Source organism: Hymenobacter lapidiphilus (genome assembly GCF_013377885.1).
Taxonomy (GTDB): domain Bacteria; phylum Bacteroidota; class Bacteroidia; order Cytophagales; family Hymenobacteraceae; genus Hymenobacter; species Hymenobacter lapidiphilus.
On record NZ_JABKAU010000004.1, the window covers coordinates 153,640 to 176,620 of the forward strand.

Below are 22,981 nucleotides of genomic sequence, written 5' to 3' on the forward strand. Positions count from 1 at the left end.
AAATAGAGCCTATACCGGCCCGTTATTGTCAAGCCGGGCCAGTATTCGGTCGGCCCACTCATTGCGCTTCTGCTGGTCCTTGGTGAAGTCCGTGAGCACTTTCGTGCGCTCCTCCACCAGGGCCATGGTCTTGTCGATGTTGGCCAGCTTCTCGCCCAGCTTCATTACCAGCTCCACCATCTCCCGACGCAGCTCCGTGCGCTGCTGCAGGGCCTCCGTGCGGATGGCTTCCGCCTGCTTACCCATCTCCAGCCGCAGCTTTTCCTCCCGCGCCACCGCCGACACATGGTAGTCGTCCACCCGCACGGCCAGCGCGTCGGCCTTCTGCTGGTTGGCCACGCAGGTAGCTTTCAGTTCCTCCACCGCCCGCCAGTTCTTCACGAAATACAGCAGCACCGACACGGCCCCCACCACCACCGACGTAATCACGCCCCAGTGCTCGAATACACTATTCACGGCCCGGCCCTCCTTTCTGCGCGGTCGGCACCTCGAAGTGCGGCCGGTCCAGGAATTGCTCATCATCACTGCGCCCGTTGCCGTTCCAGTCGCCGCCCCAGCGCACCCGCGCATCTGCGTACTGCATCAGCCGGGCAAACTTGCTCAGCAGCAGCCCCGACCACGACACCGACCCATCGGCCAGCAGAAAGGCCACGTCCATAGCCGGCGTAGGCGGCCCGAAGTTGTGATTCGATTCGCCGCCCCGCTTGTAGGTCACGATGGGCCCCGGCTTGCTCCGACCCTGCGCGTACAGCTCGTTTTGCCGCTCCGCACTCCGGTAGCACTCCGTAATAAAAGGCCGACCCGCCAGCCGTAGTACCGGGTCCCCGAGCCAGCGGCTCAGGGCCTGCGAATAAGCCGCCGCCAGGTGCTCAGCCGCCTGCGCCAGCCGTAGCGCCTGAATGGTCGCCTGCCGGGAATTCAACACCGGAGCCTGACGAGAGAGAGAAGAAGCAGTAGTGGAAGGCATAAAACAGCGCAGATATGCAGTTAAGTGTACGCAAACCTCATGGGTAGGCGTAATTTACACTATAACGTAATATCAACAAGCTCAGGCAGCAGCGGCCGCAGTATGATTATTTTCTGTCGGGCGCTGCCTTCGGCCCGTGCTGTCCAGGGGTCCGCTTCGCTTCCGTGCTGCGCACCCCCTCCCTTTGGTTAGGGCCCTTCCCATCACTAGCGCATCCCCCCGATTCAGGGGCCCCGACCCGATACGAACCGTTCCCCGCTCCAGGCCAGGGCCCAAAAAAAGGCCCCCACCTTCCGCTACCCAAACCCACCACCCTGGCCCGCCTCCCGTTGGTCGCCCAGCCTCTCCCCACACCTCATGCCGACTCTATTGCTACCGGCGCCGGCCGCTTCCCTAAAGGGACGCCAGATGAGGCCACCAGCCCCCCGACACGAACCCACCGCCCGCCTCCCTACAGTCGGCCGGCTTTAGCACGCAGCAGGCCCTGACGCCAGCCCCCCGCACCGGCTTCCTCCGCCAATTCGCAGGGTCGCCGGCGCCTTCCAGTCGCCACCTCCCAAGCGGGCGTCGGCGGCCGCACCCACCCACCCCGACCCCACAGCGGCTAGAAGCGGCAACAGCGGCTCCCCTGTAGTCATTCGGCCCCCGGGGTTGCGCCGGTGCTTCCAGCCGCAGGCCCCGCGCCGCCCGCGGCCCCGGCACCCCCAGCCCCCCAGCCGCCTGCCGATTCTTGGCGGCGCTATCATGCTCAGGCTTCGCCCAGCATCCTGGTTCAAGGCCCGCTTCGCGGATAGTGTGCGGGCTTCGCCGCGCACCGGGGGCCTCAAGGCCGCCCCCCCCCCCGGCCGAAGCTTTCAAAGTGTTCTGTCGTCCGCCGGTCAGGCACCCCGCCACAGCGTCAGCGGGGCGGCAGGGGCCACGCTCGGGCAGGCCGGCAGCATTGGGGCAGGTAGGGGGCTGGCATCGCGTAGCGGGCCGGTTTCGGGCGCTTATCATCAACCAGCCCCGGCGCTACAGGCCCAGGCCGCCCGCTACCGGGGCCGCACTGGGGGCCGGGGCCGCTAGCCATTCCAACCGTACCCCCAGCCGGGCCGCCTTCCGGGCACTGTCCAGGGTGCCGGTACTCACGCCGTCCCAGCACACCAGCACCAGGCCAGCCGCGGCCACCAGTAGCCCGTTGCGCACCAGCGGCGCGGCCCGGCCGTGGGCGGCGTAGTCGGGCCGGTACTCGGTCAGCGGCACCAGGTTGCGCATGGCCCAGCGGGCGGCCAGCGCATCTACTCCCGCGGCGCCCCCACTTACCACCGCCGCCACCTGGCCGGCCGCGTGCAGCGCATCCAGGCGAGCCAGCAGGGCCGGGCACTCGGTCAGGGCGCGGCTCCCTACTACACCCACCACTTTTTGCATATTTCCCATACCTAAATATACTACATATTTCCGTAATTATGTAATAAAATATCTACTGTTTTCTTTGCTTATTATTACTGTTTTCCGTATTATTGTATAAGCAAAGGGGGAGAGGCCCCCGCCGCTATGCGCCCGCGGCGCGTGTTGGGCCCGGCCCGCACTGCAGCGCACCACACACCTAACATCTACAGGTATGTTCACCGCTCAGCAGTTTTCCCAGCTTGCCGCCGCCGCCTGGTCCGGGCCCGCCGCAAGCATCAGCGTCAGCGCAACCCACTACGTAGCCACTTGCGGCAACTCGGCGCACGGTTTCAGCATCAGCTACCACCTCGGCGGGGCCATGTACTACGGTAACGCCCAGTGCCCTTTCGAGGCCGTTGCTACTGCCGTGGCCGCCGCCGCCGCCGCCGGGGTGCCGGTTTCGCGCCATAAGGCCCACCGCGCCATTGCCCGCACCGCTGCCGCCCTTTGTGGCCTGCCGTCCATCCGCGTCAGCTTCGCCTGGCGGGCCCGCCGCCACCGCATAGCCCGCCGCCTCGCCCATGTGTAGCTCGCCCACCCCCGTAGCGCCGGCCCCAGTTGGGGCCGGCACCTGGGCCGCCAGCTTGCAGGGCCTCAGCCCCCAGCAGCGCCTCGCCGCCTGCACCGCCCGCCTCGAAGAACTAGCCGTCGCGCCCTTGCTGCCGCCCGACCTCATGGCAAAGTTCGGCCCGCTGCTCACCGCCTGCACCGCCCTTGCGGCAACCTCTGCCAAGCCTTCCAAATAGCCCCGCCATGACACGCAGACTCAAGATAGAGTACCGCAATCGGGCCCGCCGCTGGGGCTTCGTGGCCACCGCCAAAATCATGCTTTCCGGCCATTGGCTCCAGGCCGCTGGCTTCCAGCCCGGCACCGTCGCCCAGGTCGAGGTCCAGGCTGGCCGCCTCATCATCACCCCCGCAGTAGTCCAGTAACCACCGGCCCGCGCCCCCACGGCGGCGCGGGCCACAAACCCCCGCCTCATGCCCGCCACCGCTACTACTTACCAGCCCCAGCTGCTCGACCCCGCCAGCGCCGACCCCCAACCCGTCAGCCCCGAGAACGGCCGCAGCTTCAAGCTGGCCGAACTCTACCGGCTCCTCGATTGCCAGACCGTCGAAGTCGTGCGCCTCAGCAAAGACCTGATTCTGATAACAGACGAGGAAGGCAAGTTCCGCAACCCCGCCTACCTCAACCTGCTGGCCACCTACCTCTGGTACCAGTACCAGCCCGCCGCTCGTGGCCAGGATTCCATCGTCGGCCGCGCCCTGCTCTGCCACGACAAGCAATTCAAATAACCATCAATAACGGCCCAGGGGCCCCGCCGACAAGGGGCCCCACAACCAACCCCAACCCCCGCCATCATGGCCACCACCACCAAATCCGCCGCCGTTAAGGCCGCCCCAGCCGCCCCCGTTGCGGCTGATACCCTCACTGCCTCCCGGGCCTACCTCACGGCCACCGTGGACGAGGACAGCGGCGAGGTAACCGAAACCAGCCGGTACCGCTACCTGCCCGGCCAGCCCAAGCAGATTCGGGCCGACCTGAAAGCCGGAAACTTCAACGTGAACGGCGTAACGCCCATCGGAAAGACGCTTAGCTTCATTCCCGCCGCCCTCCGCATTTTCACCGACAACATTCTCAACATGGGCCGCAAGACCTGGGCCGAGATGTACTTCGCTGACCCAGCCGGCCACATTTGCGCGGTCCTGTTTCACGGTTACAGCGTCGAGAACCTGCAGAAGCTGAACGCCGAGCTGTTTTACGACGACCTGAAACTGACCGAAGTAATGCTCACCGTTACGCCCATCAAAAAGCAGACGGTAAAGGACGACAAGCCCGCCACCTACTACATCGCGGATTTCAGCTATGAGGCCGCCGACCCGGCCGAAGTGCAGGCCCTCCAGGAATTTGTCGAGGACCACGACCTATACCGCGAGGAAACCCTCACCGGCACCGCTGATACCCGCATCGTGCAGGGCTACCGGCTCCCAGCAGGTTACCACACCGAGCCGCAGGCGCAGCTTAGCACCGCCGAACCCGAGCAGGACCGGCTGGAATCGGCCGACACCAAGTAGCCTCTATGGCCCCCGTCAGCACCGAGCAGCGGGGGCCATCAGCTCCTACCCGCATTCCCAACAATACAACCAGGCCCAGTCCCCCCAACCATGTTTCAGAACCTACAACATCACCACCCCAACACCAGCCAGGCCGAGTACCGCGGCCTAAACGCCGTTAGCAACTCGGACCTCAGCAACTTGGCCGCCGAGCTGCTGGGCCAGCCCCGATTTTTCAACCAGGAAGCGTTGCTGTTCGGCACCCACTTTCACAGCGCCATTCTGGAGCCCGACAAGTACCAGCAGGTAGGGGCGCTACTGCCGTTGGGCAAAGGTGAATTGCAATGGAAGCAGGCCGGGCAGCTGGCCGCCGCCGTGCGCCGCCGCCGCTACCCGCGCCACGTTATCTACACCAGCCGCGGCCAGGCCGAGCAGACTTTCACCGCCACCCACCAGCCCACCGGCCTGCTCGTCAAAGTGCGCCCCGACCTGCTCATCGACAGCCCCAAACGCCAGCGCCGCACGGTCGTAGACTTCAAAACCACCAGCTGCCGCGACCTGGCCCAGTTCCTGACCACCGTCGAGAAGTACAGCTACGACCAGCAGGGCGCGTTCTACGCTGATGTACTAGGCGCCCAGCGGGTCGTCCTGATTGCCGTGCAGAAACGCGCCCCAAAGGGTCAGCAGCCCGCCGTATGGGTTCACGAGCTGACGCCTCCCCAAATGGAGCAGGGCCGCAAGAAGTATGGCAAGCTGCTTCGGTGTGCGGCCGAGCAGCCGCTTAAACTGGTCGCGTGAGTAAAGCAGAAAACTGAATAGCTTTCCGGCCGTGCTGCTATTCTCCGACTGGCTCCGGAGCCCTTTCGGCGGTAAAGAAAAGGGGTATATTGTCTGCTCAATAGCCGCCAAAACAGTCCTGCCCGCGGGATTTCCACCAGGCAAGGTCGCCGGCTATTTTTCCCTTTGAGCGCATGCGCAGCTTTTTCGAGGTTTTCTGGTTCGCGCTGGCTTATCCGGTATCGCTACTGCTGTTCGGTACCAGCGCCAGCCACCCCTATGCCTCGCATCTGCATTTACCCGAAAGACGTGGCCCAGCTCACCGGCCGCAGCTACGACGCCGCCAAGCGGCTCGTGCGCCGCGCCCGTCAGGCCGCCGGCAAGCCGGCCGGGGCGCTGGTATCGATGCAGGACTTCTGCCGCCTTACCGGCCTCGACGAGGCCGAAGTTTCCCGCGCCCTCAACGGTCCATCGGCCTCCATCAACCCCAGGTCCGCGTAGCTGCCCGCCGGGGCTCACCCGTAGCTCGCCCGTAGCTTAGCCCTGGCTCAGCCCTACCCGTTACGCGCCGTCCTCCTCAGTTACCGTCCACAAAAACGCCCACCTAGAGCTTGCCCCGGGTGGGCGTTTTGCTTAGTACTCAAACTGTAAGATGCTAGGCCGCAATGACCCCGCACGCGCTTAGCTCACCAAAAACTGGCGCTGATAATGCAGCTTGAGGATGAGGTCAACTTTGTCTCGGGTGAGGGGCTTGCTCACGAGCCCGGCAATGGGCAGCGCTTCGATGAGGCCCAGGTCGTGCGAGCTCATCGACGCGGTGTGCATTACGATGACCACAGCCTGTTTTTGGGCCGGGGGCAGCTGCTGGTAGGCTTCCACGAATGCCATGCCGTCCATGCCGGGCATCTTCACGTCGAGCAGCACCAGTACGGGGCTGCTGGGGTTGGCGTTAGCGCTCAACTCCTTAAGGACCGCGAAGGCCTGCTCGCCGTCGTTGGCCGACAGATACTGGTCGGCTACGCCGAGGTCTTTCAGCAGCCGTTCGTTGAGGTGGTTGGTGGCCGGGTCGTCGTCGACCAATAGGACGCTGGATAGTTTTATCATGTTACAGAGGAGCTTTCAGTCAGCAACAAAGCCAGGGTTCCGAAAGATTTCGGGCTACCCGGTGGCTCACAAAAATACAGTGTAAGCAGCAGAAACCGGCTGCTAAAACGCGGTGGGTAACGGCTGTTCTAAGCAGGCCACCAGCTGTTTTTGGTAAAGGTGCGGGGCCAGCGGGGTGTTTTTGGTGAAGGCCAGGCCAACGGCTTTGCGCCGGAAAGCATAATGGGACATAAGCAGGACTAAGGAAGGTTTATAGCTGCACCGGGTCGGAGCCGGGCAGCGTGATGGTGAAGGTGGTGCCCACGCCGGGCTGGCTCTGCACGGCAATGGTGCCGCCGGCATTTTCCACGATTTTCTTGACGGTGTACAAGCCGAGGCCCGAGCCCTCGACGTGGTTGTGCATGCGCTCAAAGAGCCCGAACAGCCGGCCTTGCTGCGATTCACTCAGGCCCAAACCGTTATCGGCCACTTCGAGTACGATTGTAGCTCCCAGAGTGCGGCAGCGAATGTGTACCACCGGCTCACGGGACAGGTCGCGGTACTTGAGGGCGTTGCTGAGCAGGTTGTAGACGATGCTGCGCAGGTTGCGCGGGGCAAACGTGAGGCGGGGGCAGCCGGCCACATCCACCAGCAGCCGCGGGGTGCCAGTGCTCAGCAACGGGCCCAGGTCCAGCCGCACGTCCTCCACCAAAGCGGCCAGTTCTACTGCTTCGGCGGGCTGCTCGGGCGCGGCCTGCTCCCGAATCACATCGGTGAGCTGGTCCAGGGTCCGGCTGAAACGGGCCAGCGCCCCCTGTATAAGGTCGAGCAGGGGCCGTACGTCCGGATTGGTGCGCACGGCGGGCGGCAATTGTTCTTGCAGGGCCACGAGCAGGCCGTCGAGGTTGTCGACGGGGCCGCGCAAATCGTGCGCGGCGGTGTAGGCGAAGGCGTCGAGGTCGGCATTGGCGCGGCTCAGCTGCTGGTTGGCGGCCGTCAGTTCCTGGGCCAGGGCCTGGGCCTGGCGGGTATTGGCCAGGGCCAGCTGCCGGGCCCGTACCGGCTCGGTTACCTCGTTGGCGAACACGCGCACCCCGTCCACGGCTCCGTGCTCGTCGCGGCGGGCCTGGTAGGAGAACGTCCAGTAGATTTCTTCCAGCGGGCCATCTTCGTGGCGGGCCATCAGCAATGGCATTTCCTGGGCTACATAAGGCTCCCCGGTGTCATAAACCTGCGCGAACAGGTCAGGAATGACCGTGCCCACCAGTTCGGGCAGGGCCTCGAGCAGGGGCTTGCCCACCAGCTCGCGGCCGGGGAAGATTTGCTGGTAGGCCGGGTTCACCAGCTGGAACACCAGGTCGGGCCCGTCAAGGATAACGATGGGGGCCGGGGCCTGCATAAACAGGTCCTCCAGCTGCTGCTGCTGCTGCTCGCGGGCCTGGCGGGCCAGCACCTGCGCAGTTACGTCGTAGGCAAACACGGAGACGCCTGCCGTGCGCCCGCTTTCCTTGTAGGCCTGGTAGGTGAAGGTGAAGTAGGTTGTTTGCGGGGCCCCATTGCCCGGGGCGGCCCCCACGAACGGTACGGCGTAGTCCACGCCGGTATTGCCCTGGCTGTACACGTGGTCGAGCCGGCCAATAAAACCCGAGGTCACCAGTTCCGGAGCCACCTCGTTCAGGAGGCGACCTACCAAATCGGGACCGGGAAACAGCCGCCCGAAGGCCGGGTTGCAGTACTCGATGCGGTGGTTGGGCTCGCGCAACAGCGCAATCAGGGCCGGGGTTTGTTCGAATACCTGGTAGAACGACTCGCGGGCCTCCACTTGGCGGCGGGCGGCGGCCAGCACTTCGGCCTGAGCGGCCACTGCGGTGCGGGTGCGCTCGGCCACGCGGGTTTCCAGCTCCTGGTTGAGCTGCTCCAGCTGCTGGCGGGCGCGCACCTGCTCGCTCACATCATAGGCAAACACCAGCACCCCGGCCACGGCCCCCGCCGCGTCGCGGGTGGCCTGGTAGGTGAAATTGTAGTAAGAAGGTTCGAGCTGGCCCGTATTGGTGCGGTCCAGCTCAGCCCGCACCTCGTTGCCGTGAAAGGTTTCGCCGGTGCGGTACACCGTGTCGAGCCAGTCGAAAAAGAACTGGTCGGCCAGCTCGGGAGCGGCCTCGCGGTAGGGCCGGCCCACCAGCTCGCGCCCGCCGAAGGCCTGGCGGAAAGCGTCGTTGGCCAGCTCGATAACGTGGTCGGGGCCCGAGAGCCGGGCAATGAGGCCGGGCGCTTCTTCAAACACGGCCAGCAGCCGCAGTCGCTGGCGCAGGGCTTCGGCCAGGGCGTCGGTTTCGCGGGCCTGGCTGGCCCGCAGGGCTTCCTGCGTAGCGCGGTGGCCCTCAACTGCCGCGTCGGGCAGGCTCACCACCAGCTGAGCCCCGCTACGGCGGGCCGCTAATGGGCCGTACGTTTCGGACCCTTCGGCCGCAGTGTTGGCCTGGGCCTGGCCCGCTATGCCGGCTTCGAATACCCGCTGGCAAAACGCCACCATGCCGGCCGCCTGGGCCTCGGGCAAGTGGGTGCGCACGGTGCCGCCGGGCCGCGCCGGCAGCGCCAGCTGGCGCTGGGCCGCGGCGTTCAGGTAGTCGAGGGCAAAATCAAGCAGCTGGTCGTCTGGCCCGAAAACGGGGCGGCAGAGCAGTAGGGCCGCGGGCGACAGGTCGAGCCCGGCGCACACCAATTCGTCGTCGGCCGGTAGTCCGAGCGGATTCCCCGCGACGGGGAGAGAAGAAAAATCCATAGGGCGCGCCAAAAGCGCGAAAGAAAACGGGGCCAGGAGAGCAGTGGCAGCATCTGCGGGCGGGATAAAAAGCCGACGGCCGCGCTGGGGCGGTGGAAGGGCCTCCAGGGCAGGAAGCAGGCCGGGCGGACGTCCACGCGGAACCCGGTGCTATACTGTACGGCGCAGCTTGCGCAACGACCGGAATCGAGCGAATCGGTACGCTGCCGACTCCGCGGCTGGGCCACCGGGAGCCACCCGGCCGGGCGGCTTCCGGACCAATTCCTACATGACCAGCCAGCCGACTTGCTGGCGCGCCAGCAGCAACTGGCCGGCGCTACTGCCCCGCCCCACGAAGCTCAATAGCCGAACCTGGCACCGTAGCCGGTTACCAGTAAAAGGGGTAGCAGAATAGCAGGAACAGCAATTCCCGCAGGGAGTAAGTGACATGTTTACTATCATGTCAGTGGGTTCAGGAAAACGACTACTAAGGACGGGGCATAATCCGTGCTAGTTGAGGAACGCTGTATCTTCCGGTATTGCTAACAGTTTTCTGTCCATGCCCCACCCGCCAGCTATTCCCGTCAAAGACAAGTTTCTGCCCGGCCTGGCCGTGCGCCTGACGCGCATGAAGGAGGTCATCAAAACCACCCGTCCGCACGGCCACAAGCGTTACTACGAGCTGATTTATCTGACCGAGGGCGCGGGCTGGCACTACATCGACTTCCAGCGCTACCCGGTGGTGCCGCATACCTACTACCTGATTTGTCCGGGGCAGGTGCACCACTGGGAGCTGAGCGAAATCCCCCGTGGCTACGTGCTCATGGTGAAGGAAGAATTCCTGGAGCAACACCCGGCCCCGGTGGCCCTGGACGAGCTGCCCGCCACCCTGACGCTGGCCCCGGCCACCGAGGCGGGGGCCGTGTGGGAGTTGATGGAGCGCGAGTACCAGCAGCCCGACGCGCCCCACGTTGCCGCGGCGCTGGCCGCGTACCTGCACCTGCTGCTGGTGCAGCTCTGGCGGGGGCAACCCAACCCCCAAGTCCGCAGCCGGCCGCTGCCCCCCCTGGTACAGGCTTACAAGCAGTGCGTGGACGAAAACTACCGGCGTCAGCACCTGGTGAAGCAGTATGCTGACCAGCTGCACATTACTGCCCGGTACCTGAATCTGCAGTGTCAGCAAGCCCTGGGCCAGCCGGCCAGCCAGGTTATTGCCCGGCGTCTGGTGCGCGAAGCCAAGCGCCAGCTGCTGTTCACCGCGAACACCGTGGCGCAGATTGCCGGCGACCTGGGTTTTGATGACCCGTCGTACTTCAGTAAGTTTTACCGGAAACAGTCCGGGCAGTCGCCCGGCGAGTACCGGCAAAGCATTTCCTGATTTTACCCTAAATAGGCACAATAGTACCAGAAAGCGCGTAAACAACCGGGCTAATTGTACCGTTTATTAGGCCAAACCTGGGCCTGGAAAGTGTTTCCGGCGGCCCGTGCCTACTAAAGCAAGCGCCATGAACGATTCTGCCGGGCCCGCCGGGGCCGACCGCCGCCAGTTTATTACCCAAAGCGGGCTGCTGCTCGGGGCCGCCGTTGCCGGCTCCTCGCTGAGCCTGCTCGGCTGCGCTGACAACGCCGGCCAGACGGCCGGCGCAGCGGCGCAGGAGCCGGGGAAAGCCAGCGACGAAAAAGAGGGCGGCGAAGACGTATCCGCCAACGAGGACCTGATGCGCGAGCACGGCCTGCTCAAGCGCGTGCTGATAATGTACGACACGATGGCCGACCGGGTGACCGGCGGCCAGGAGCTGGACCGCGACGTGGCCGCGCAATCGGCCGGCATCATCCGCGAGTTCGTGGAAGACTACCACGAGCGCATCGAGGAGCAGCACCTGTTTGCCCGCTTTCTCAAAGCGGGCAAGATGACCGAGCTGGTCAACACCCTGCAAGTGCAGCACGACCGGGGGCGCATCCTCACCAGCCGCATGCTGCTGGCCCTGAAAGCGCCCCGGCTCTCAAAGGCCGCGCAGCAGCAGGTCGTGGCCGATATGCGGCAGTTCTACCGCATGTACACGCCCCACGAGGCCCGCGAGGACACGGAGTTGTACCCCGCCCTGCACCAGTTGGTATCGCGCCACGAATACGACTCGATGGGCGAGGAATTCGAGAAGATTGAGCACCAGAAATTCGGGCAGGGCGGCTTCGAGCTGTACCTGAGCAAGGTGACGGACCTGGAAAAGAAGCTCGGCACCTGGGACTTAAATCAGTACACCCCTATCATTTAAGATTACCGATGCGTTTTCGTTCCCTGCTCGCCACCCCGCCCGACCCCGCCATCCTGCTGATTCGCCTCGCCGTGGGCGTGGTCTTCCTGTCCGAGGGCATACAAAAATTCCTGTTTCCCGCCGAGCGGGGCGCGGGCCGCTTCGCTAAAATCGGCTTGCCCCTGCCGGAGTTCCTGGGGGCATTCGTCGGCACGTTTGAAATCGTGTGTGGACTGCTGGTGCTGCTGGGGCTGTTTACGCGCCTGGCTAGTGGGCCGCTGCTGCTGATTATGCTCACGGCCATCGCCAGCACCAAGGTGGAGCTGCTGGCCGATAAAGGCTTCTGGGGCATGCTGCACGACAGCCGCACCGACTGGGCCATGCTGCTAGGCAGCGCGTTTCTGCTGATGAAAGGGGGCGGCAAATGGTCGGTGGATGAGCGGCTTGCAGGCGGCAGGTATGACTGAGCCGGCTTCCCCCACCTCCGCCCCAACTTCGCTGCGCGAGCTGGCCGGGCTCTTCCTGCGCCTGGGCTCCACGGCCTTTGGCGGCCCGGCCGCCCACGTAGCCCTAATGGAAGAAGAGGTGGTGCGCCGCCGCGGCTGGCTCACCCAGCAGCAGTTTCTGGACTTGCTGAGTGCGGCTAACCTCATCCCCGGCCCAAACTCCACCGAGCTGGCCATTCACATCGGCTACGAGCGGCGCGGCTGGAAGGGGCTGCTGGTGGCCGGCACCTGCTTTATCGTGCCGGCCATGCTGCTGGTTATGGCCTTTGCCTGGGCCTACGTGCGCTTCGGCACGCTGCCGGCCCTCACGGGCGTGCTCTACGGCGTGAAGCCCGTGATAGTGGCCGTGGTGGCGCAGGCACTCTGGAGCCTGGGCAAATCGGCCCTGAGCACCTGGCCGCTGCGGCTGGTGGCCGGGGTGGCCCTCGGGCTGGGTTTGCTGGGCGTGAACGAGCTGCTGCTGCTTTTCGCGGCGGGCCTGGCTACCGGCGCGCTGCGCTGGCCCACGCTGGCGCACCGGCAAGTGCCGCCGGCCCTGCTGAAGCTGGTGGGCGCGGTGGCAGCGCTGGCGCTGCTGCCGCTGCTCGTGAGCCTGGGGGCGGGCACGACGCCGACCGGGGCGGCGGCCCCGCTGGGGCTGCTGCCGCTGGGGCTGGCCTTCGTTAAAATCGGCTCGGTGCTCTACGGCAGCGGCTACGTGCTGCTGGCCTTCCTCGATGCCGATTTGGTGCAGCGCTTCCACTGGCTCACGCAAGGCCAATTGCTCGACGCCGTGGTGGTGGGGCAGGTAACGCCAGGGCCGGTGTTCACGACTGCCACCTTCGTGGGCTACGTGCTGCAAGGGTGGCGCGGGGCGCTGGTGGCTACGGTAGGCATTTTCCTGCCCGCGTTTGCTTTCGTGGGGCTGAGCATTAAGCTGGTGGCCCAGCTGCGCCAGTCGCCGCTGGCCGGGGCCTTCCTCGACGGATTGAATGCGGCCTCCTGGGCTTTGATGGCGGCCGTGTCGCTCACGCTGGCCCGCACCGCCCTGCTGGACCTGCCCACCGTGACGCTGGCGCTGGTCAGCGCGGTGCTGCTGCTGCGCTATAAGGTCAACTCGGCCTGGCTGGTGCTGGGCGGGGCTGCGCTGGGCTACGGGCTGCAACAAGCCGGCCTGCTCTGACTCTGACTTGCCTTTTTCGTTACCTCTCGCTTCCTGCTTCCTGACTTTTTCCCCAACGTGCCTATGCGGTTGTTTTCTTTCCTGTTGGGCCTGCTGCTGCTTGCCGGCGGCCACCGCGCCATGGCCCAGGCCGACGCGGCCGGCTACGCCGCCGCCCGCGCCCTGGTGGCCAGCCTGCGCGACCTGGAAAACTACCTGACCCTGCGCGCGCCCTTCGACGGCATCATCAGCCAGCGCAACGCCGACGTGGGGACCCTGGTGGGCAACGCGGCCGGCCCGCCGCTGCTGGTGGTGGAGCAAATCCGCCGCCTGCGCCTGCGCGTGGCCGTACCCGAAGCCGCCACCGGCAAGGACGTGGCGCAAAAGGGCATTGAGTTCACCGCCAAGGCTTTTCCCGGCCAGCCCTTCCCGGCCACCCTGGCCCGGCAGGCGGCCAGCCTGAGCGCGGCCACCCGCACCGAAACCTGGGAGTTCGACGTGCCCAACCCCGACGGCAGGCTCAAGCCGGGCATGTTCGCCACGGCCAAGCTACCGCTCGCCCGGGCCCGCGACTCGTTTTACGTGCCGTTCGCGGCCATTACGACCACGCTGGAAAAGAGCTTCGTGATTCGGGTAAAAAACGGCCTCGTGGAGTGGGTGGATGCCGCCAAGGGCACCAGCTACCCCGAGCAGGTGGAAATCTTCGGGGCCGTGCAGGCCGGCGACACGCTGCTGGTCCGCGCCACCGAGGAGCTGAAGCCCGGCACGAAAGTGGTAGCCAAGGTGGCAGAGCCCACTCCTTAATTTTAGAAGCTGTTTAGGAAGTCGGTGGTGGGGCAATTTTACGCAACAGTAGCACGACAAAAGCCAGCCAGTGAAAGGCAAGCCAGTTTTCCAGACAGGTTTCGTAACGCACGAGCAGGGTCTTGAAGCCATCAAGCCACGCGTTCATCTGCTCAATAACGAGCCGTCGGCGGTACAATTCGGGATCCAATGGGGTATCGTCGTCGGTCTGCCAGTCTGTTGCACGCCGATTGCGCGGAATATTGACCTCTATCGCTCGTTCGGCACATTGCTGGCGCAAGCTTTTGACGTCGAAGGCTTTGTCGGCATTGAGAAAGAGCCCGGCCAGCCGCAACTGGGCTTGTTTGAGTAGTTCGCAGAGTTCGGCAAAGACCAGTTCGAGGCAAAACGTATCGTGGTGGTTACCCGCTTGCGGAGTAGACACGGCCAGCGGCTGGCCCGTGTTGTCGGCCAGAAACAGGGCATTGGTGGTACGGGCCGCTTTACGGCCCTGATAGCCGATGGCGGCTCCCCCGTTTTTAGCCGGTGTGTGGCTGCCATCGAGTTGGATGCTGGACAGGTCCAGGGCACGGCGATGCTGCCGTAGCACGCTTAGCCAAAGCTGTTTCCAGGCTCCTTGCTTGCGCCATTCGTTGAAATAATAGTACACGCCCTGCCAGCTTAGGCGCTGGGTTGGCAGCAGTTGTTGCACGGGCAGCCAGCGCCACTGGCAACCGGTTTTGAGTTTGTACAAAATGGCCCCGACCACTTCCTGCGGCTGGGCCAACCGCCGACGGCCGTGCGAGCTAAGGGGCAAATGTGGTAGAATCCAGGTTGTAATGATATCTTTGGACAAGACTTCCATGAAGGAGCGAAAGGAGATGGGTTGCACCTCAAATTTCGCGCTGCCGTGGGAGTCTTTTCTATTTTAGCCCGCCTGACCACTTCCTAAACAGCTTCTTATAGTAGCCTGTTGACTTTTCTTACTTCTCTGCTCGACGTTGTTAGCGGCCTGGACCGCTCCCTGCTGGTGTGGGCCAACGGTATCCATACTCCCGGCTGGGACGCGGTGATGGTCTTTTTTACCGACCGCTTCGTCTGGATTCCAGCCTACGTGGTGCTGCTGGCCGCGCTTAGCTACCACTACCGGCGCCGGGCCTTGCTACTCATTCCCCTGCTGCTGGTGAGCGTGGGGCTGGCTGATTTTGTATCCAGCAGCTTGTTTAAGCCTTACTTCTCGCGTTTGCGGCCCTGCCACGACCCGGACCTGTCGGCTACGCTCAACCTGGTCAACGGCTGCGGCGGGCAATTTGGGTTTATGTCCTCGCACGCGGCCAATACCACGGCCGTAGCCGTGTTCCTGGGCCTGGTGCTGCCGCGCCGGTTCTGGCTGGCGAAAGTGGGCATCGGGCTCTGGGCCTTGCTCGTCTCCTACAGCCGGGTGTACCTGGGGGCCCATTTTCCCTCCGACGTGCTGGCCGGCGCGGTGCTCGGCGGGTTGCTGGCCTGGGGCGTGGCTCGGGGGTATACGTATGCCGCTACCAGATATCTACCCCACGGCCGCTAGTCTTAACCACTGATGTTACGCACCATTTTGGCTAGTGTTAGGCGGGAACAGTGCCGGCCGCTGGCTTCCCATACCAGCGCCGCCTGAACCAAAATGCCACGTTGATTAGGCTATTTTTCGGGCTAGGGCCAACAGGATTTTGGACAAGGTCGCGAGCGGCTGTTTTCCCGCTTGGTTCCTGAGAAAAGGCATTTCATCTCGGATGACTTAGGCGCCCGCTTTGGGATTTCAGGTGGTTTTTATCCCTACCGCCCCGGCTACCTGACTATGATATTTTTCCGTGTTGGCCGGCCGGTCGTCGGCCCCTATTTGCCGGCTTGCCGCACCAGCCATTCGTTCGCTTTACCTTCCTCAATGAATAGGGCAACGTGTACCGACCGCTGTAACTGGGCAACGTGCACTATGTCAATGGCGTCATCGTCCACGCGCACCAGATGCGCGGGCGAGAGCAGGTACGCCAGAAAGGTGGGTCCTCCTAAATGAGCGGCCAGCCGGGGCATATACTCGTCCATAAGCCACTGGGCCGTTTCCGGGTCTTCATTGTTGCGCCGCCGAATATCGAGTAGCCAGAGCCGGGAACCGAATTCCTGGGCCTCGGCAAACAAATACTCGTAACTCGTCCGCATTTCGGCTGGGGTTGTTTCGCGCAACCACCGGCACACCATAGTGCCCGTCTCGGGGCGGTGCAGGCACTCCAAATAATTAGTTAGTCGCTTCATAGCTCGTTGAAAATCCCACTTACTGGGTTTGGATTATTCGGTCGTCTCGCCCAGGGTAAAAGGCGGAGGCTCCTACCGGAAGGTTTGCCCCGCTGAACCGGACCTTGAGGCCACCCTTTTGCGCAAGTCCCATTAGAGCGGGAGTCGCGCCAGTTGGTGCCGGGCACCAAGCGACCAGGTTTTGACCGTACCCAGGGGCACCTGCAATTCCTCAGCGGCTTCTAGTTGGGTGTAGCCACGCAGGTAAAGCAAATCCAGCACGCGCCGGTGCTCATAGCGGAGCCCCACTAGCAGTTCCCGTACGCCGATGTGCTCGGGCCTGAAATCGGGCGGGGCCACGAATTGCCAGCCCGAGGTATCCTCCAGCGTGGCCGTGCGCAGTTGCGCGCGGTGGCGGCCGGTGCGCACATAGTCAATCGCGGCGTTGCGGCAAATAGTAGCGGCCCAGGTGAGCAGCCGGCTTTGCGCCGGGTCATACGAGCCAATCGACACCCAGACTTTGACCAGGCTTTCCTGTAACACATCCTCGGCGCACTGCTGGTTACGCACCACGCGCCACACCGCGGCGTGCAACGCCCGGCCGAACTGCTGGTAAAATACCGTCATGGCCCGCGCCTCCCGGTTCACTAAGCGCTGCACCAGTTCCTGTTCAGAAAGTAGCATCAGGGCAGGGTAATTGGTGGAAAATCATGCTGCGGATAGGAAGCAATAGCCATCCATCAGGGGTGGCGAAATAAAGAGAATAGGTAGTAATCCGTGGGCTATGGCTGGTCATCCTCCCGGACTTAGACGAACTTGTTGCGCTCAAACTGCAAATCGCCGCTAAGCGATTCGTGCTTCAAAATGGAGTCGTGCACGACGCGGGCCTGCTGGCCGGTTTCGTCGGCTTTGCGAAAGAACAGGTGGGCCACTTCATCCTGCCCGTTCTCCACGAAGTGCATACCCAGGTTGTGGAGCAGCATTTTGGTCTCTTCCAGCCCCCGCATCGACTGGTAGAGCATGCTTTCGACCGACTCGGTAACTTCGCTCAGCAGCGCGCTGACGGTGTAAGCGTGGCCGGTGTGGCAGCGGTAGCGAATCAGCTTGCCCTCGATGAGCTGGGTCAGGGCGCCATGGCAGTCGGGGCAGGTGAAGGGCGTCAGCTTGCCCTTCTCGATGATGCCCAGCTCGAAGCCCCCGCCCTGCTTGGCAATGGTTAGCTCGATTTGGAGCAGGTCCAGCTCGGTGGCGGGCAGGTGGGTTTTGGCGGGGGCCCGCTCCTGGGTGAGGCGCACCAGCAACGGCCCCATTTCGGCCAGGGGTACTACGTAATCGGCCGCGACGAATTCGAGCGCATTGGTAGGCATCGACGGCTGCTCGGCATCGTGGGGGTCCTGCACGAGGGCCAGCCCGCCCATGCGCTGCACGCTCCACAGCCCGGACGTGCCGTCGTCGAGGTAGCCGGTGAGTACCACGCCAATCACGCGGGGGCCGTAGGTGTAGGCCGCCGAGCGAAACAGCGCGTCGATGGAGGGCCGGAACCGATTCTCCTTCGGGCCCCGGGTCACCAGTACCCGGGTACCTTCGAGTAGCAGATGGTGGTCGGGCGGGGCCACGTAAATGACGCCCGCCGCCACGGTTTCCCCATCCTGCGGCTGGCGGACGGCAAGGGCCGACACCGAATTGAGCAGCTGCGGCAGCACGCTGGGAGAGTCGGCCGCGACGTGCTGCACCACGAAGATGGGCGCTGGGAAATCAGCGGGCAGCGTTTGGACGAGGGCCATCAGGGCCGCCACCCCGCCGGCGGAAGCCCCGATAACGACGATGTCCCGGTAGGGCTTCGGGCTTTTGACGGACGTTGAGGTGGTCATGGGTTTTTTACGTCAGGGCAGCACGGGCTGGGCCCAGCTTATCGGAGATGGGTACTTGCGGGTAGCCCTTATTCCTGGAGGTGGAACACCCGACTAAGGGCCAGCTGGTGCAGGCAGCGCGCCAGCACGGGATGGACCTGCGCTAAATGGATGCGCGTGCCCCGGCTTCGCAGCGCCAGCAACTGCGACACGAAGCGGCCCACCCCCAGCGGATGCGGCGCGGGCAGCCAGCGACAATCAACGGCTAGCTGCGCGGGCGGGGCGGCCAGCAGGCCCGCCAGTTGTTTGGCCGTTAAGTCGGCCAGGTGAACGGGCGCTAACGGCACGGCGGTAGCGGGAGAGGCCATCGAAGCAGAAACGGGGACTTCCATAAAAGGAGCGCATTGGGTGAACCACTGAAATGGCGTGGCCATTCGCCGACGCAGCGGTGCCTGTCAATTGAAACAAGGCTTTCAGGCACCTGTACAAAGGACGGCTTTCCCAAACCCACTTATCTCCGCATAGCTACCGGATTCGTCAAGGTAGATACCTGATTTCGACCCCGTATAAATACGGGGACGCCGTCCATTTTCCCGCAATCCAACCGGATTAGCCAAGGTAGACGCCCAATGGCGTTCTGTATAAATACAGGGACGTCATCCGTTTTCCTGGAATCCGGGGCGTCTGGGGAGCGGCGGCGGCCGGTGGCTCCGTCAGGGCTGGAGCAGGCCCCACTCCATGGCATACTTCACCAGGGCCGGGGTGTTGCGGGCGCCGGTTTTTTCCAGCAGGCTTTGGCGGTGCGACTCAACGGTCCGCCGGCTGGTGAAGAGCTGGTCCGCAATTTCCTGATTCGTGAGCCCATCGGCCACCAGCACTAGAATCTCCCGCTCCCGGTGCGTGAGGGCCACGCCAGGGTTCGAGGCCGGGTTGCGGGGCTCCTGAAGCAATATTTTTTCCAACAACCCCAGGCCTATTTCCGAGCATAAAAAACGCTTGCCCGATGCTACGCCCTGCAGCGCGGCGACCACCTCGTACTTATCGGCGTTCTTGAGCACGTAGCCGTGGGCCCCCGCCGCCAGCGCCTCCCCAATGGTGCGCTCGTGGGTCAGCATCGAGAGCAGCAGAATGCGCAGGTCCGGGTACTCTTCCCGCAGGCGGTGGGTGGTGGCCAGCCCATCGAGCACGGGCATGTTCAGGTCCAGCAGCACCACGTCGGTGGGCACGGTAGGCAGCTGGTCGAGCAGTTCCTGGCCGTTGCCCGCTTCGCCCACCACCTCAAACAGCGGGTCGGCAGCGAGCAGCGTACGCAGGCCGTCGCGGATAAGGATGTGGTCGTCGACGATAAAAACGCGGATCATGGCTAGGAGAATAAGGGGAGCGGAATGCGCAGGCGGACGTGGGTGCCGAATTCGGGCGAGGAATCCACGGCCACGGTGCCGCCGAGCAGGGCCACGGCGTTGCGCACGGTGCGCAGGCCCAGGCCTTCGGCCACGGTCTGCGGGTCGAATCCGTGGCCGTTGTCCTCAGCCCGCAGGCTGACGCCGCCGGGCAGGGTTTCCAGCTCCAGCAGGGCGTCCGTGGCCCCGGCGTGCCGCACGATGTTGAGGGCCAGCTCCTGGGCCAGCCGAAAGAGGGTAACCTGCACGGGCTGCGGCAGCGCGGGCTCCTCGCCCAGGGTGTGGCAGTCGATGCGCAGCTGCGGCGTCGATAAATCGCGGCAGACGTCGCGCACGGCAGCCGCGAGGCCAAAGTCTATGAGCGAGGTGGGCACCAGCTCGTGGGCCAGCGTGCGGTTCTGGCGCATGGCTTCGGCCAGCAGACTGGCGGTTTGCTGGTGCAGGCCGGCCAGGGCGGGCAGCGCGTGCAGGGCAGGCGTGTCCAGCTGGTCGAGGCGCAGCTTGGTGGCGTAGAGCACCTGGCCCAGGCCGTTGTGGAGCACCTCGCCCAGGCGGCGGCGTTCGTCTTCCTGCGCCTGCAGAATGGCCATCAGCAACTCCTTGTGCCGGTCCAGCTTCAGGGCCAGGTTTTCTTCTTCCAGGCGCTGCACGTCGCTCACGTCCAGGCACACGCCCAGCACCCGCTCCGCCTCGCCCGGCACGTCGGGGATGGGCACGGCTTTAAAGCGTACGGTCTTCACCTGCTCGCCCACCCGCAGGCGCAGGGGGGCATCGAAGCGGCTGCTGCCGGCGGCCAGGGTGCGCAGCAGGCGGGCGGCGGCGGGCCGGTCGTCGTCCACTACGGCGTCGAGAAAGACCTGGAGCTGGACGGGGCTGCCTACGGGCCGGCCGAAGAGCTGGTAGAGGCCGTCGGACCAGGTCAGCTCCTGGGTGCCCAGGTCGTAGTCCCAGCTGCCCATCGCGGCTACCGCTTCCGACTGTTGCAGCAGGGCGAAGCTCTTGGTCTGGGCCTGCTCCAGCAGCTTGCGGGGTGTGATGTCTTCGGCGGTGTAAAGCAGCCCGTCGCCGATTTTCACCCCCACCAGCCGAAACCAGCTGTTGAGCCCTTCGTGGTCATCTTGCACCTCAAAATCAGCCCGCTGGCCGGTTTCGACCACCGCCACGAGCCGCGCGAAAACGGGTGTGCGCCGGATGCCGGGGTTCAGCTCGCTGAAGCGCTGGCCGATGACGGTCTGGCCCAGGTAGTAGGCCTGAGTTGCCGGATTGACCAAAAGGAACTCAAAATCCAGGATGCCGCCCTGCTCATCGCGCACGGCCCGCATCAGCACCACGATGGTGGTCACGGCATCGAACACGGACTGCAGCCGGGCCTGGCTTTCGCCCAGGGCCTGGGTGCGCTCGGCCACCTGCTGCTCCAGCCCGGCATTGAACGCCAGCAGCTGCGCTTCCACTCCCTCCCGGGCGCTCACGTCGGTGGCCACGGCAGCCACGGCCGTGATGGTGCCCTGGGCATCGCGCAGCGGATGGTACACGAAATCGAGGTACACCGTGGTTAATTTGCCGTGGTGCAGTATCCGGGCGGACATTCCGTGGGCCACGTAGGGCTTGCCGGTGGCTCGCACGCCATCCAGCAGCTCCCGGAAGTCCTGGTCGCGGATTTCGGGCAGCGCCTCGAACAGGGGCCGCCCCAGCACCTCGGCCGCCGCCCGCCCCCAGATGGCTTCCAGTTTCGGGTTGCAGACTTGTACCACGTAGTCGGGGCCGGCAAACACGCCCATGGCCACGGGGGCCTGCTCAAAAAGCTCCTGCTGCCGCTGCCGCTGGGTTTCAAGCTCCCGGCGGGCCAGCACCTGCTCGGCCACGTCGTAGGCAAATACGGAGATACCGGCGGGCTGACCGTTCTCCTCGAAGCGCTGGTAAGTGAAGTTGAAGTAGTGGAGTTTGGGGGGCTGGCCGCCGGGCTGCGCCATCAGCAACGGCACCTCCGTGCCGGAGAACGTCTTGCCCGTGTGGTACACGCCATCGAGTAGGTCTACGAAGCCCTGGCTGGCTGCCTCTGGTGCCACTTCGCCCATGGGGCGGCCGCGCAGCTCCCCCCGGCCTGGATATAGCCGCTGGAAGGCGTCGTTGTATAATTCAATGCGGTGCTCCGGCCCCCGCAGCAAGGCAATCACGGCCGGGGTTTGCTCAAACATCTGGTAGAAGATTTCCCGCTCCCGCGCCCGCAGCTGCTGCGCGCGCCCGGCCGGCAGCTCAGCCTGCAGCGCCTCGGTGCGGGCCATGGCCTCGGTGCGCCGGAGCAGGGTATCAGTAGCAGTTTGTTGGGCCTTATACTGCGGTTGCGCCTGCTTCTGCGCCGTGATATCCTGCCAGTATACCACCCAGTCGGTAGCCTGCCGGGCACTGGCCATGGTAATCCATTGCTGGTGGTGGGGCAGAAAAAACTCCTGGGAGGTCTGCGCGGGGTGGCTGCTCGTCACTTCTACCAGGGCTCGGAGCAGGTCGGCGGGCAGCGTGCCGGGGGGCGCTTGCGCTAGCCTCGCGCCTTGCAGCTCCTGTTGCGGAACGCCCCACCAGCGGGCCGCCTGCTGGTTAAGGCGCAGCAGCGTGCCGTGCGCATCCAGCACCACCACGCCCCAGGGCAGGGCCTGCAGCAGGGATTCCGCATCGGTCCCGCTTCCCGTGGTGTTGCCGACAGGTACTTGGGAAAGAGGTGGTTCCGTGGGCCTGGGAACCTCGGATTTATTTTTGCGCATGCACGAGAGTTGGCCAAAGCGAGCCGCTGGTGTTCAGTTCCAAAGGCATACGCAAAAGCCCTCGTTTTGAATAAGCGTGGTTAAGAGCAGCACCGGACGAATGGGGTTCGGGTATTCCAACTCCTCCGTATCGACCTGTCAGGCGGCGTCCAGGGCCTGGCGCATTTGTCCCCAACTCAGTTCACCGGCCACGTAGCGCTCATAAAACTGCTGGGCCGCCGGCGGGGCCTTTGTTTTCAAGCGGGGTAGGAAGGTCAGCATCAACTCTAACACTGCCGCACGCTGAGCCGGGGTTTGGGCACTAGGGCCAAAGCGGGTATCGTATGCCATAGAGCGACTGAAATGAAACGCGGGAATGCGCTTTTACAAAAGTCTGGCTGTGAAAGACGCAATGCACTGCGGACACTACCGGAAAGACACTGCGGACACTACGTAGATTCTGGGTGTCCCGAGGATGTGCGCAGGTTGCTGCTGCTGCTGCTGCTGCTGCTGCTCCACACTGCTACCGGCGGCCCGCTCAATTCCTCCTCCAACAGCGCTGCGGGCGGCCAAAGCTACCCGCTAGTGCCCCAGCACCCAGGGCGGCCACCAGCACCTACCACTATGATACTAGGTTTCGACTCCGCATTTGTCCCCTCAATCCAGGCCGGCACCAAAATGCACACCATCCGCCGGGGCTACCGCTGGCAGGCCGGCCAGCTCATTAGCTTCTGCCTGAACGAGGACCAGGCCACCGGCCGAACGTTTCGCCCCGACGCGGTAGTAAGCAGCACCCAGCACCTCCGTATTCTCGACGGCCAGCATCTATTCATCGACGCGCGCCCCATTCTCGGGGTCGAGTTAGAGCGGCTGGCCTATCACGATGGATTCCCCAACGCGGATATGCTGCTTAACTGGTTTCAGGACCACTACGGCCCGGTCTTCGAAGGTCAGCTCATCCACTGGACGTCGGCCCGC

27 protein-coding genes are annotated in these 22,981 nt (G+C 64.4%); 14 read left to right on the forward strand and 13 right to left on the reverse strand.

The features are described 5' to 3' along the window. Positions 1-9 precede the first annotated feature (9 nt). From HW554_RS03480 to HW554_RS03490, 3 genes are all read right to left on the reverse strand, one after another. Positions 10-456, reverse strand: a complete 447-nt coding sequence (locus HW554_RS03480; RefSeq protein WP_176906957.1) for a hypothetical protein — start codon at positions 454-456, stop codon at positions 10-12. Beyond that, positions 449-967 (reverse strand): M15 family metallopeptidase, encoded by a 519-nt coding sequence (locus tag HW554_RS03485; RefSeq protein WP_176906958.1) that lies wholly within the window; start codon positions 965-967, stop codon positions 449-451. The genes HW554_RS03480 and HW554_RS03485 overlap by 8 nt, the downstream gene beginning before the upstream one ends. 1,011 nt (positions 968-1,978) lie before the next feature. Then, the gene (locus tag HW554_RS03490) at positions 1,979-2,383 is read right to left on the reverse strand and encodes an SLOG family protein (protein WP_246285084.1); all 405 of its coding nucleotides are present in this window, start codon (positions 2,381-2,383) and stop codon (positions 1,979-1,981) included. Between the two features lie 184 nt (positions 2,384-2,567). Between HW554_RS03490 and HW554_RS03495 the strand changes: the two genes are divergently transcribed. The 7 genes from HW554_RS03495 (at position 2,568) to HW554_RS03525 (ending at position 5,728) form a co-directional block, all read left to right on the forward strand. After that, positions 2,568-2,924 (forward strand): hypothetical protein, encoded by a 357-nt coding sequence (locus HW554_RS03495; protein ID WP_176906959.1) that lies wholly within the window; start codon positions 2,568-2,570, stop codon positions 2,922-2,924. Then, a complete protein-coding gene (locus HW554_RS03500) occupies positions 2,917-3,141 on the forward strand; it encodes a hypothetical protein (protein WP_176906960.1) in 225 nt (74 codons plus the stop codon). The genes HW554_RS03495 and HW554_RS03500 overlap by 8 nt, the downstream gene beginning before the upstream one ends. 7 nt (positions 3,142-3,148) lie before the next feature. Further along, positions 3,149-3,328, forward strand: a complete 180-nt coding sequence (locus tag HW554_RS03505; protein ID WP_176906961.1) for a SymE family type I addiction module toxin — start codon at positions 3,149-3,151, stop codon at positions 3,326-3,328. 48 nt (positions 3,329-3,376) lie between these two features. Next, a complete protein-coding gene (locus tag HW554_RS03510) occupies positions 3,377-3,691 on the forward strand; it encodes a DUF3846 domain-containing protein (protein WP_176906962.1) in 315 nt (104 codons plus the stop codon). Between the two features lie 66 nt (positions 3,692-3,757). After that, the gene (locus HW554_RS03515; RefSeq protein ID WP_176906963.1) at positions 3,758-4,471 is read left to right on the forward strand and encodes a hypothetical protein; all 714 of its coding nucleotides are present in this window, start codon (positions 3,758-3,760) and stop codon (positions 4,469-4,471) included. 90 nt (positions 4,472-4,561) lie between these two features. Beyond that, positions 4,562-5,248: a PD-(D/E)XK nuclease-like domain-containing protein gene (locus HW554_RS03520; protein ID WP_176906964.1), complete on the forward strand. Its 687-nt coding sequence runs from the start codon at positions 4,562-4,564 to the stop codon at positions 5,246-5,248. 258 nt (positions 5,249-5,506) lie between these two features. Beyond that, entirely contained in the window at positions 5,507-5,728 is a 222-nt protein-coding gene (locus HW554_RS03525) for a hypothetical protein (protein WP_176906965.1), read from the forward strand. A 180-nt stretch (positions 5,729-5,908) separates the two neighbouring features. Here HW554_RS03525 and HW554_RS03530 read toward each other — a convergent pair whose 3' ends face one another. The 3 genes from HW554_RS03530 to HW554_RS03535 form a co-directional block, all read right to left on the reverse strand. Then, entirely contained in the window at positions 5,909-6,331 is a 423-nt protein-coding gene (locus tag HW554_RS03530) for a response regulator (RefSeq protein WP_176906966.1), read from the reverse strand. A 102-nt stretch (positions 6,332-6,433) separates the two neighbouring features. Further along, positions 6,434-6,562 carry a hypothetical protein gene (locus HW554_RS20810; protein WP_262889872.1) on the reverse strand — a complete coding sequence of 43 codons (129 nt, stop codon included), beginning with the start codon at positions 6,560-6,562 and terminating at the stop codon, positions 6,434-6,436. 19 nt (positions 6,563-6,581) lie between these two features. Then, the gene (locus tag HW554_RS03535) at positions 6,582-9,092 is read right to left on the reverse strand and encodes a PAS domain-containing sensor histidine kinase (protein ID WP_176906967.1); all 2,511 of its coding nucleotides are present in this window, start codon (positions 9,090-9,092) and stop codon (positions 6,582-6,584) included. Positions 9,093-9,630: 538 nt separating this feature from the next. On the opposite strand from HW554_RS03535, the gene HW554_RS03540 reads away from it, so the two are divergent. The 5 genes from HW554_RS03540 to HW554_RS03560 all read left to right on the forward strand — a co-directional run bounded on the left by HW554_RS03540 (position 9,631) and on the right by HW554_RS03560 (position 13,774). Next, entirely contained in the window at positions 9,631-10,449 is an 819-nt protein-coding gene (locus HW554_RS03540) for a helix-turn-helix transcriptional regulator (RefSeq protein WP_176906968.1), read from the forward strand. 127 nt (positions 10,450-10,576) lie between these two features. Then, complete coding sequence (locus HW554_RS03545) at positions 10,577-11,344, forward strand: hemerythrin domain-containing protein (RefSeq protein ID WP_176906969.1); 768 nt, start codon at positions 10,577-10,579, stop codon at positions 11,342-11,344. Positions 11,345-11,352: 8 nt separating this feature from the next. Further along, entirely contained in the window at positions 11,353-11,790 is a 438-nt protein-coding gene (locus HW554_RS03550) for a DoxX family protein (RefSeq protein WP_176906970.1), read from the forward strand. Further along, positions 11,783-12,991: a chromate efflux transporter gene (chrA, locus tag HW554_RS03555; protein ID WP_176906971.1), complete on the forward strand. Its 1,209-nt coding sequence runs from the start codon at positions 11,783-11,785 to the stop codon at positions 12,989-12,991. Before HW554_RS03550 ends, chrA begins: the two co-directional genes overlap by 8 nt. A 63-nt stretch (positions 12,992-13,054) precedes the next feature. Next, entirely contained in the window at positions 13,055-13,774 is a 720-nt protein-coding gene (locus HW554_RS03560; protein WP_176906972.1) for an efflux RND transporter periplasmic adaptor subunit, read from the forward strand. 13 nt (positions 13,775-13,787) lie between these two features. On the opposite strand, the gene HW554_RS03565 is transcribed toward HW554_RS03560, so the two are convergent. Next, entirely contained in the window at positions 13,788-14,618 is an 831-nt protein-coding gene (locus HW554_RS03565) for an IS5 family transposase (protein WP_176906973.1), read from the reverse strand. A gap of 108 nt (positions 14,619-14,726) precedes the next feature. On the opposite strand from HW554_RS03565, the gene HW554_RS03570 reads away from it, so the two are divergent. Next, positions 14,727-15,320, forward strand: a complete 594-nt coding sequence (locus tag HW554_RS03570; RefSeq protein ID WP_246285086.1) for a phosphatase PAP2 family protein — start codon at positions 14,727-14,729, stop codon at positions 15,318-15,320. Between the two features lie 305 nt (positions 15,321-15,625). On the opposite strand, the gene HW554_RS03575 is transcribed toward HW554_RS03570, so the two are convergent. The 6 genes from HW554_RS03575 to HW554_RS03600 all read right to left on the reverse strand — a co-directional run bounded on the left by HW554_RS03575 (position 15,626) and on the right by HW554_RS03600 (position 22,024). After that, entirely contained in the window at positions 15,626-16,039 is a 414-nt protein-coding gene (locus HW554_RS03575) for a hypothetical protein (RefSeq protein WP_176906974.1), read from the reverse strand. Positions 16,040-16,171: 132 nt separating this feature from the next. Next, positions 16,172-16,702, reverse strand: a complete 531-nt coding sequence (locus HW554_RS03580; RefSeq protein WP_176906975.1) for an RNA polymerase sigma factor — start codon at positions 16,700-16,702, stop codon at positions 16,172-16,174. Between the two features lie 122 nt (positions 16,703-16,824). Then, complete coding sequence (locus tag HW554_RS03585; protein WP_176906976.1) at positions 16,825-17,889, reverse strand: chemotaxis protein CheB; 1,065 nt, start codon at positions 17,887-17,889, stop codon at positions 16,825-16,827. A 68-nt stretch (positions 17,890-17,957) separates the two neighbouring features. Further along, entirely contained in the window at positions 17,958-18,236 is a 279-nt protein-coding gene (locus tag HW554_RS03590; RefSeq protein WP_176906977.1) for a hypothetical protein, read from the reverse strand. Positions 18,237-18,581: 345 nt separating this feature from the next. Next, positions 18,582-19,229, reverse strand: a complete 648-nt coding sequence (locus tag HW554_RS03595; RefSeq protein ID WP_176906978.1) for a response regulator — start codon at positions 19,227-19,229, stop codon at positions 18,582-18,584. Between the two features lie 2 nt (positions 19,230-19,231). After that, complete coding sequence (locus HW554_RS03600; protein ID WP_176906979.1) at positions 19,232-22,024, reverse strand: sensor histidine kinase; 2,793 nt, start codon at positions 22,022-22,024, stop codon at positions 19,232-19,234. Between the two features lie 456 nt (positions 22,025-22,480). Here HW554_RS03600 and HW554_RS03605 point away from each other — a divergent pair. Beyond that, the coding region (locus HW554_RS03605; RefSeq protein WP_176906980.1) for a hypothetical protein at positions 22,481-22,981 on the forward strand (501 nt) is incomplete at its 3' end.

Coding starts and splice junctions, on each gene's coding strand:
- HW554_RS03485 (WP_176906958.1), bottom strand. CDS start 967: ATGCCTTCCACTACTGCTTCTTCTCTCTCTCGTCAGGCTCCGGTGTTG.
- HW554_RS03490 (WP_246285084.1), bottom strand. CDS start 2,383: ATGGGAAATATGCAAAAAGTGGTGGGTGTAGTAGGGAGCCGCGCCCTG.
- HW554_RS03495 (WP_176906959.1), top strand. CDS start 2,568: ATGTTCACCGCTCAGCAGTTTTCCCAGCTTGCCGCCGCCGCCTGGTCC.
- HW554_RS03500 (WP_176906960.1), top strand. CDS start 2,917: ATGTGTAGCTCGCCCACCCCCGTAGCGCCGGCCCCAGTTGGGGCCGGC.
- HW554_RS03505 (WP_176906961.1), top strand. CDS start 3,149: ATGACACGCAGACTCAAGATAGAGTACCGCAATCGGGCCCGCCGCTGG.
- HW554_RS03510 (WP_176906962.1), top strand. CDS start 3,377: ATGCCCGCCACCGCTACTACTTACCAGCCCCAGCTGCTCGACCCCGCC.
- HW554_RS03515 (WP_176906963.1), top strand. CDS start 3,758: ATGGCCACCACCACCAAATCCGCCGCCGTTAAGGCCGCCCCAGCCGCC.
- HW554_RS03520 (WP_176906964.1), top strand. CDS start 4,562: ATGTTTCAGAACCTACAACATCACCACCCCAACACCAGCCAGGCCGAG.
- HW554_RS03525 (WP_176906965.1), top strand. CDS start 5,507: ATGCCTCGCATCTGCATTTACCCGAAAGACGTGGCCCAGCTCACCGGC.
- HW554_RS03530 (WP_176906966.1), bottom strand. CDS start 6,331: ATGATAAAACTATCCAGCGTCCTATTGGTCGACGACGACCCGGCCACC.
- HW554_RS20810 (WP_262889872.1), bottom strand. CDS start 6,562: ATGTCCCATTATGCTTTCCGGCGCAAAGCCGTTGGCCTGGCCTTCACC.
- HW554_RS03535 (WP_176906967.1), bottom strand. CDS start 9,092: ATGGATTTTTCTTCTCTCCCCGTCGCGGGGAATCCGCTCGGACTACCG.
- HW554_RS03540 (WP_176906968.1), top strand. CDS start 9,631: ATGCCCCACCCGCCAGCTATTCCCGTCAAAGACAAGTTTCTGCCCGGC.
- HW554_RS03545 (WP_176906969.1), top strand. CDS start 10,577: ATGAACGATTCTGCCGGGCCCGCCGGGGCCGACCGCCGCCAGTTTATT.
- HW554_RS03550 (WP_176906970.1), top strand. CDS start 11,353: ATGCGTTTTCGTTCCCTGCTCGCCACCCCGCCCGACCCCGCCATCCTG.
- chrA (WP_176906971.1), top strand. CDS start 11,783: ATGACTGAGCCGGCTTCCCCCACCTCCGCCCCAACTTCGCTGCGCGAG.
- HW554_RS03560 (WP_176906972.1), top strand. CDS start 13,055: ATGCGGTTGTTTTCTTTCCTGTTGGGCCTGCTGCTGCTTGCCGGCGGC.
- HW554_RS03565 (WP_176906973.1), bottom strand. CDS start 14,618: ATGGAAGTCTTGTCCAAAGATATCATTACAACCTGGATTCTACCACAT.
- HW554_RS03575 (WP_176906974.1), bottom strand. CDS start 16,039: ATGAAGCGACTAACTAATTATTTGGAGTGCCTGCACCGCCCCGAGACG.
- HW554_RS03580 (WP_176906975.1), bottom strand. CDS start 16,702: ATGCTACTTTCTGAACAGGAACTGGTGCAGCGCTTAGTGAACCGGGAG.
- HW554_RS03585 (WP_176906976.1), bottom strand. CDS start 17,889: ATGACCACCTCAACGTCCGTCAAAAGCCCGAAGCCCTACCGGGACATC.
- HW554_RS03590 (WP_176906977.1), bottom strand. CDS start 18,236: ATGGCCTCTCCCGCTACCGCCGTGCCGTTAGCGCCCGTTCACCTGGCC.
- HW554_RS03595 (WP_176906978.1), bottom strand. CDS start 19,229: ATGATCCGCGTTTTTATCGTCGACGACCACATCCTTATCCGCGACGGC.
- HW554_RS03600 (WP_176906979.1), bottom strand. CDS start 22,024: ATGCGCAAAAATAAATCCGAGGTTCCCAGGCCCACGGAACCACCTCTT.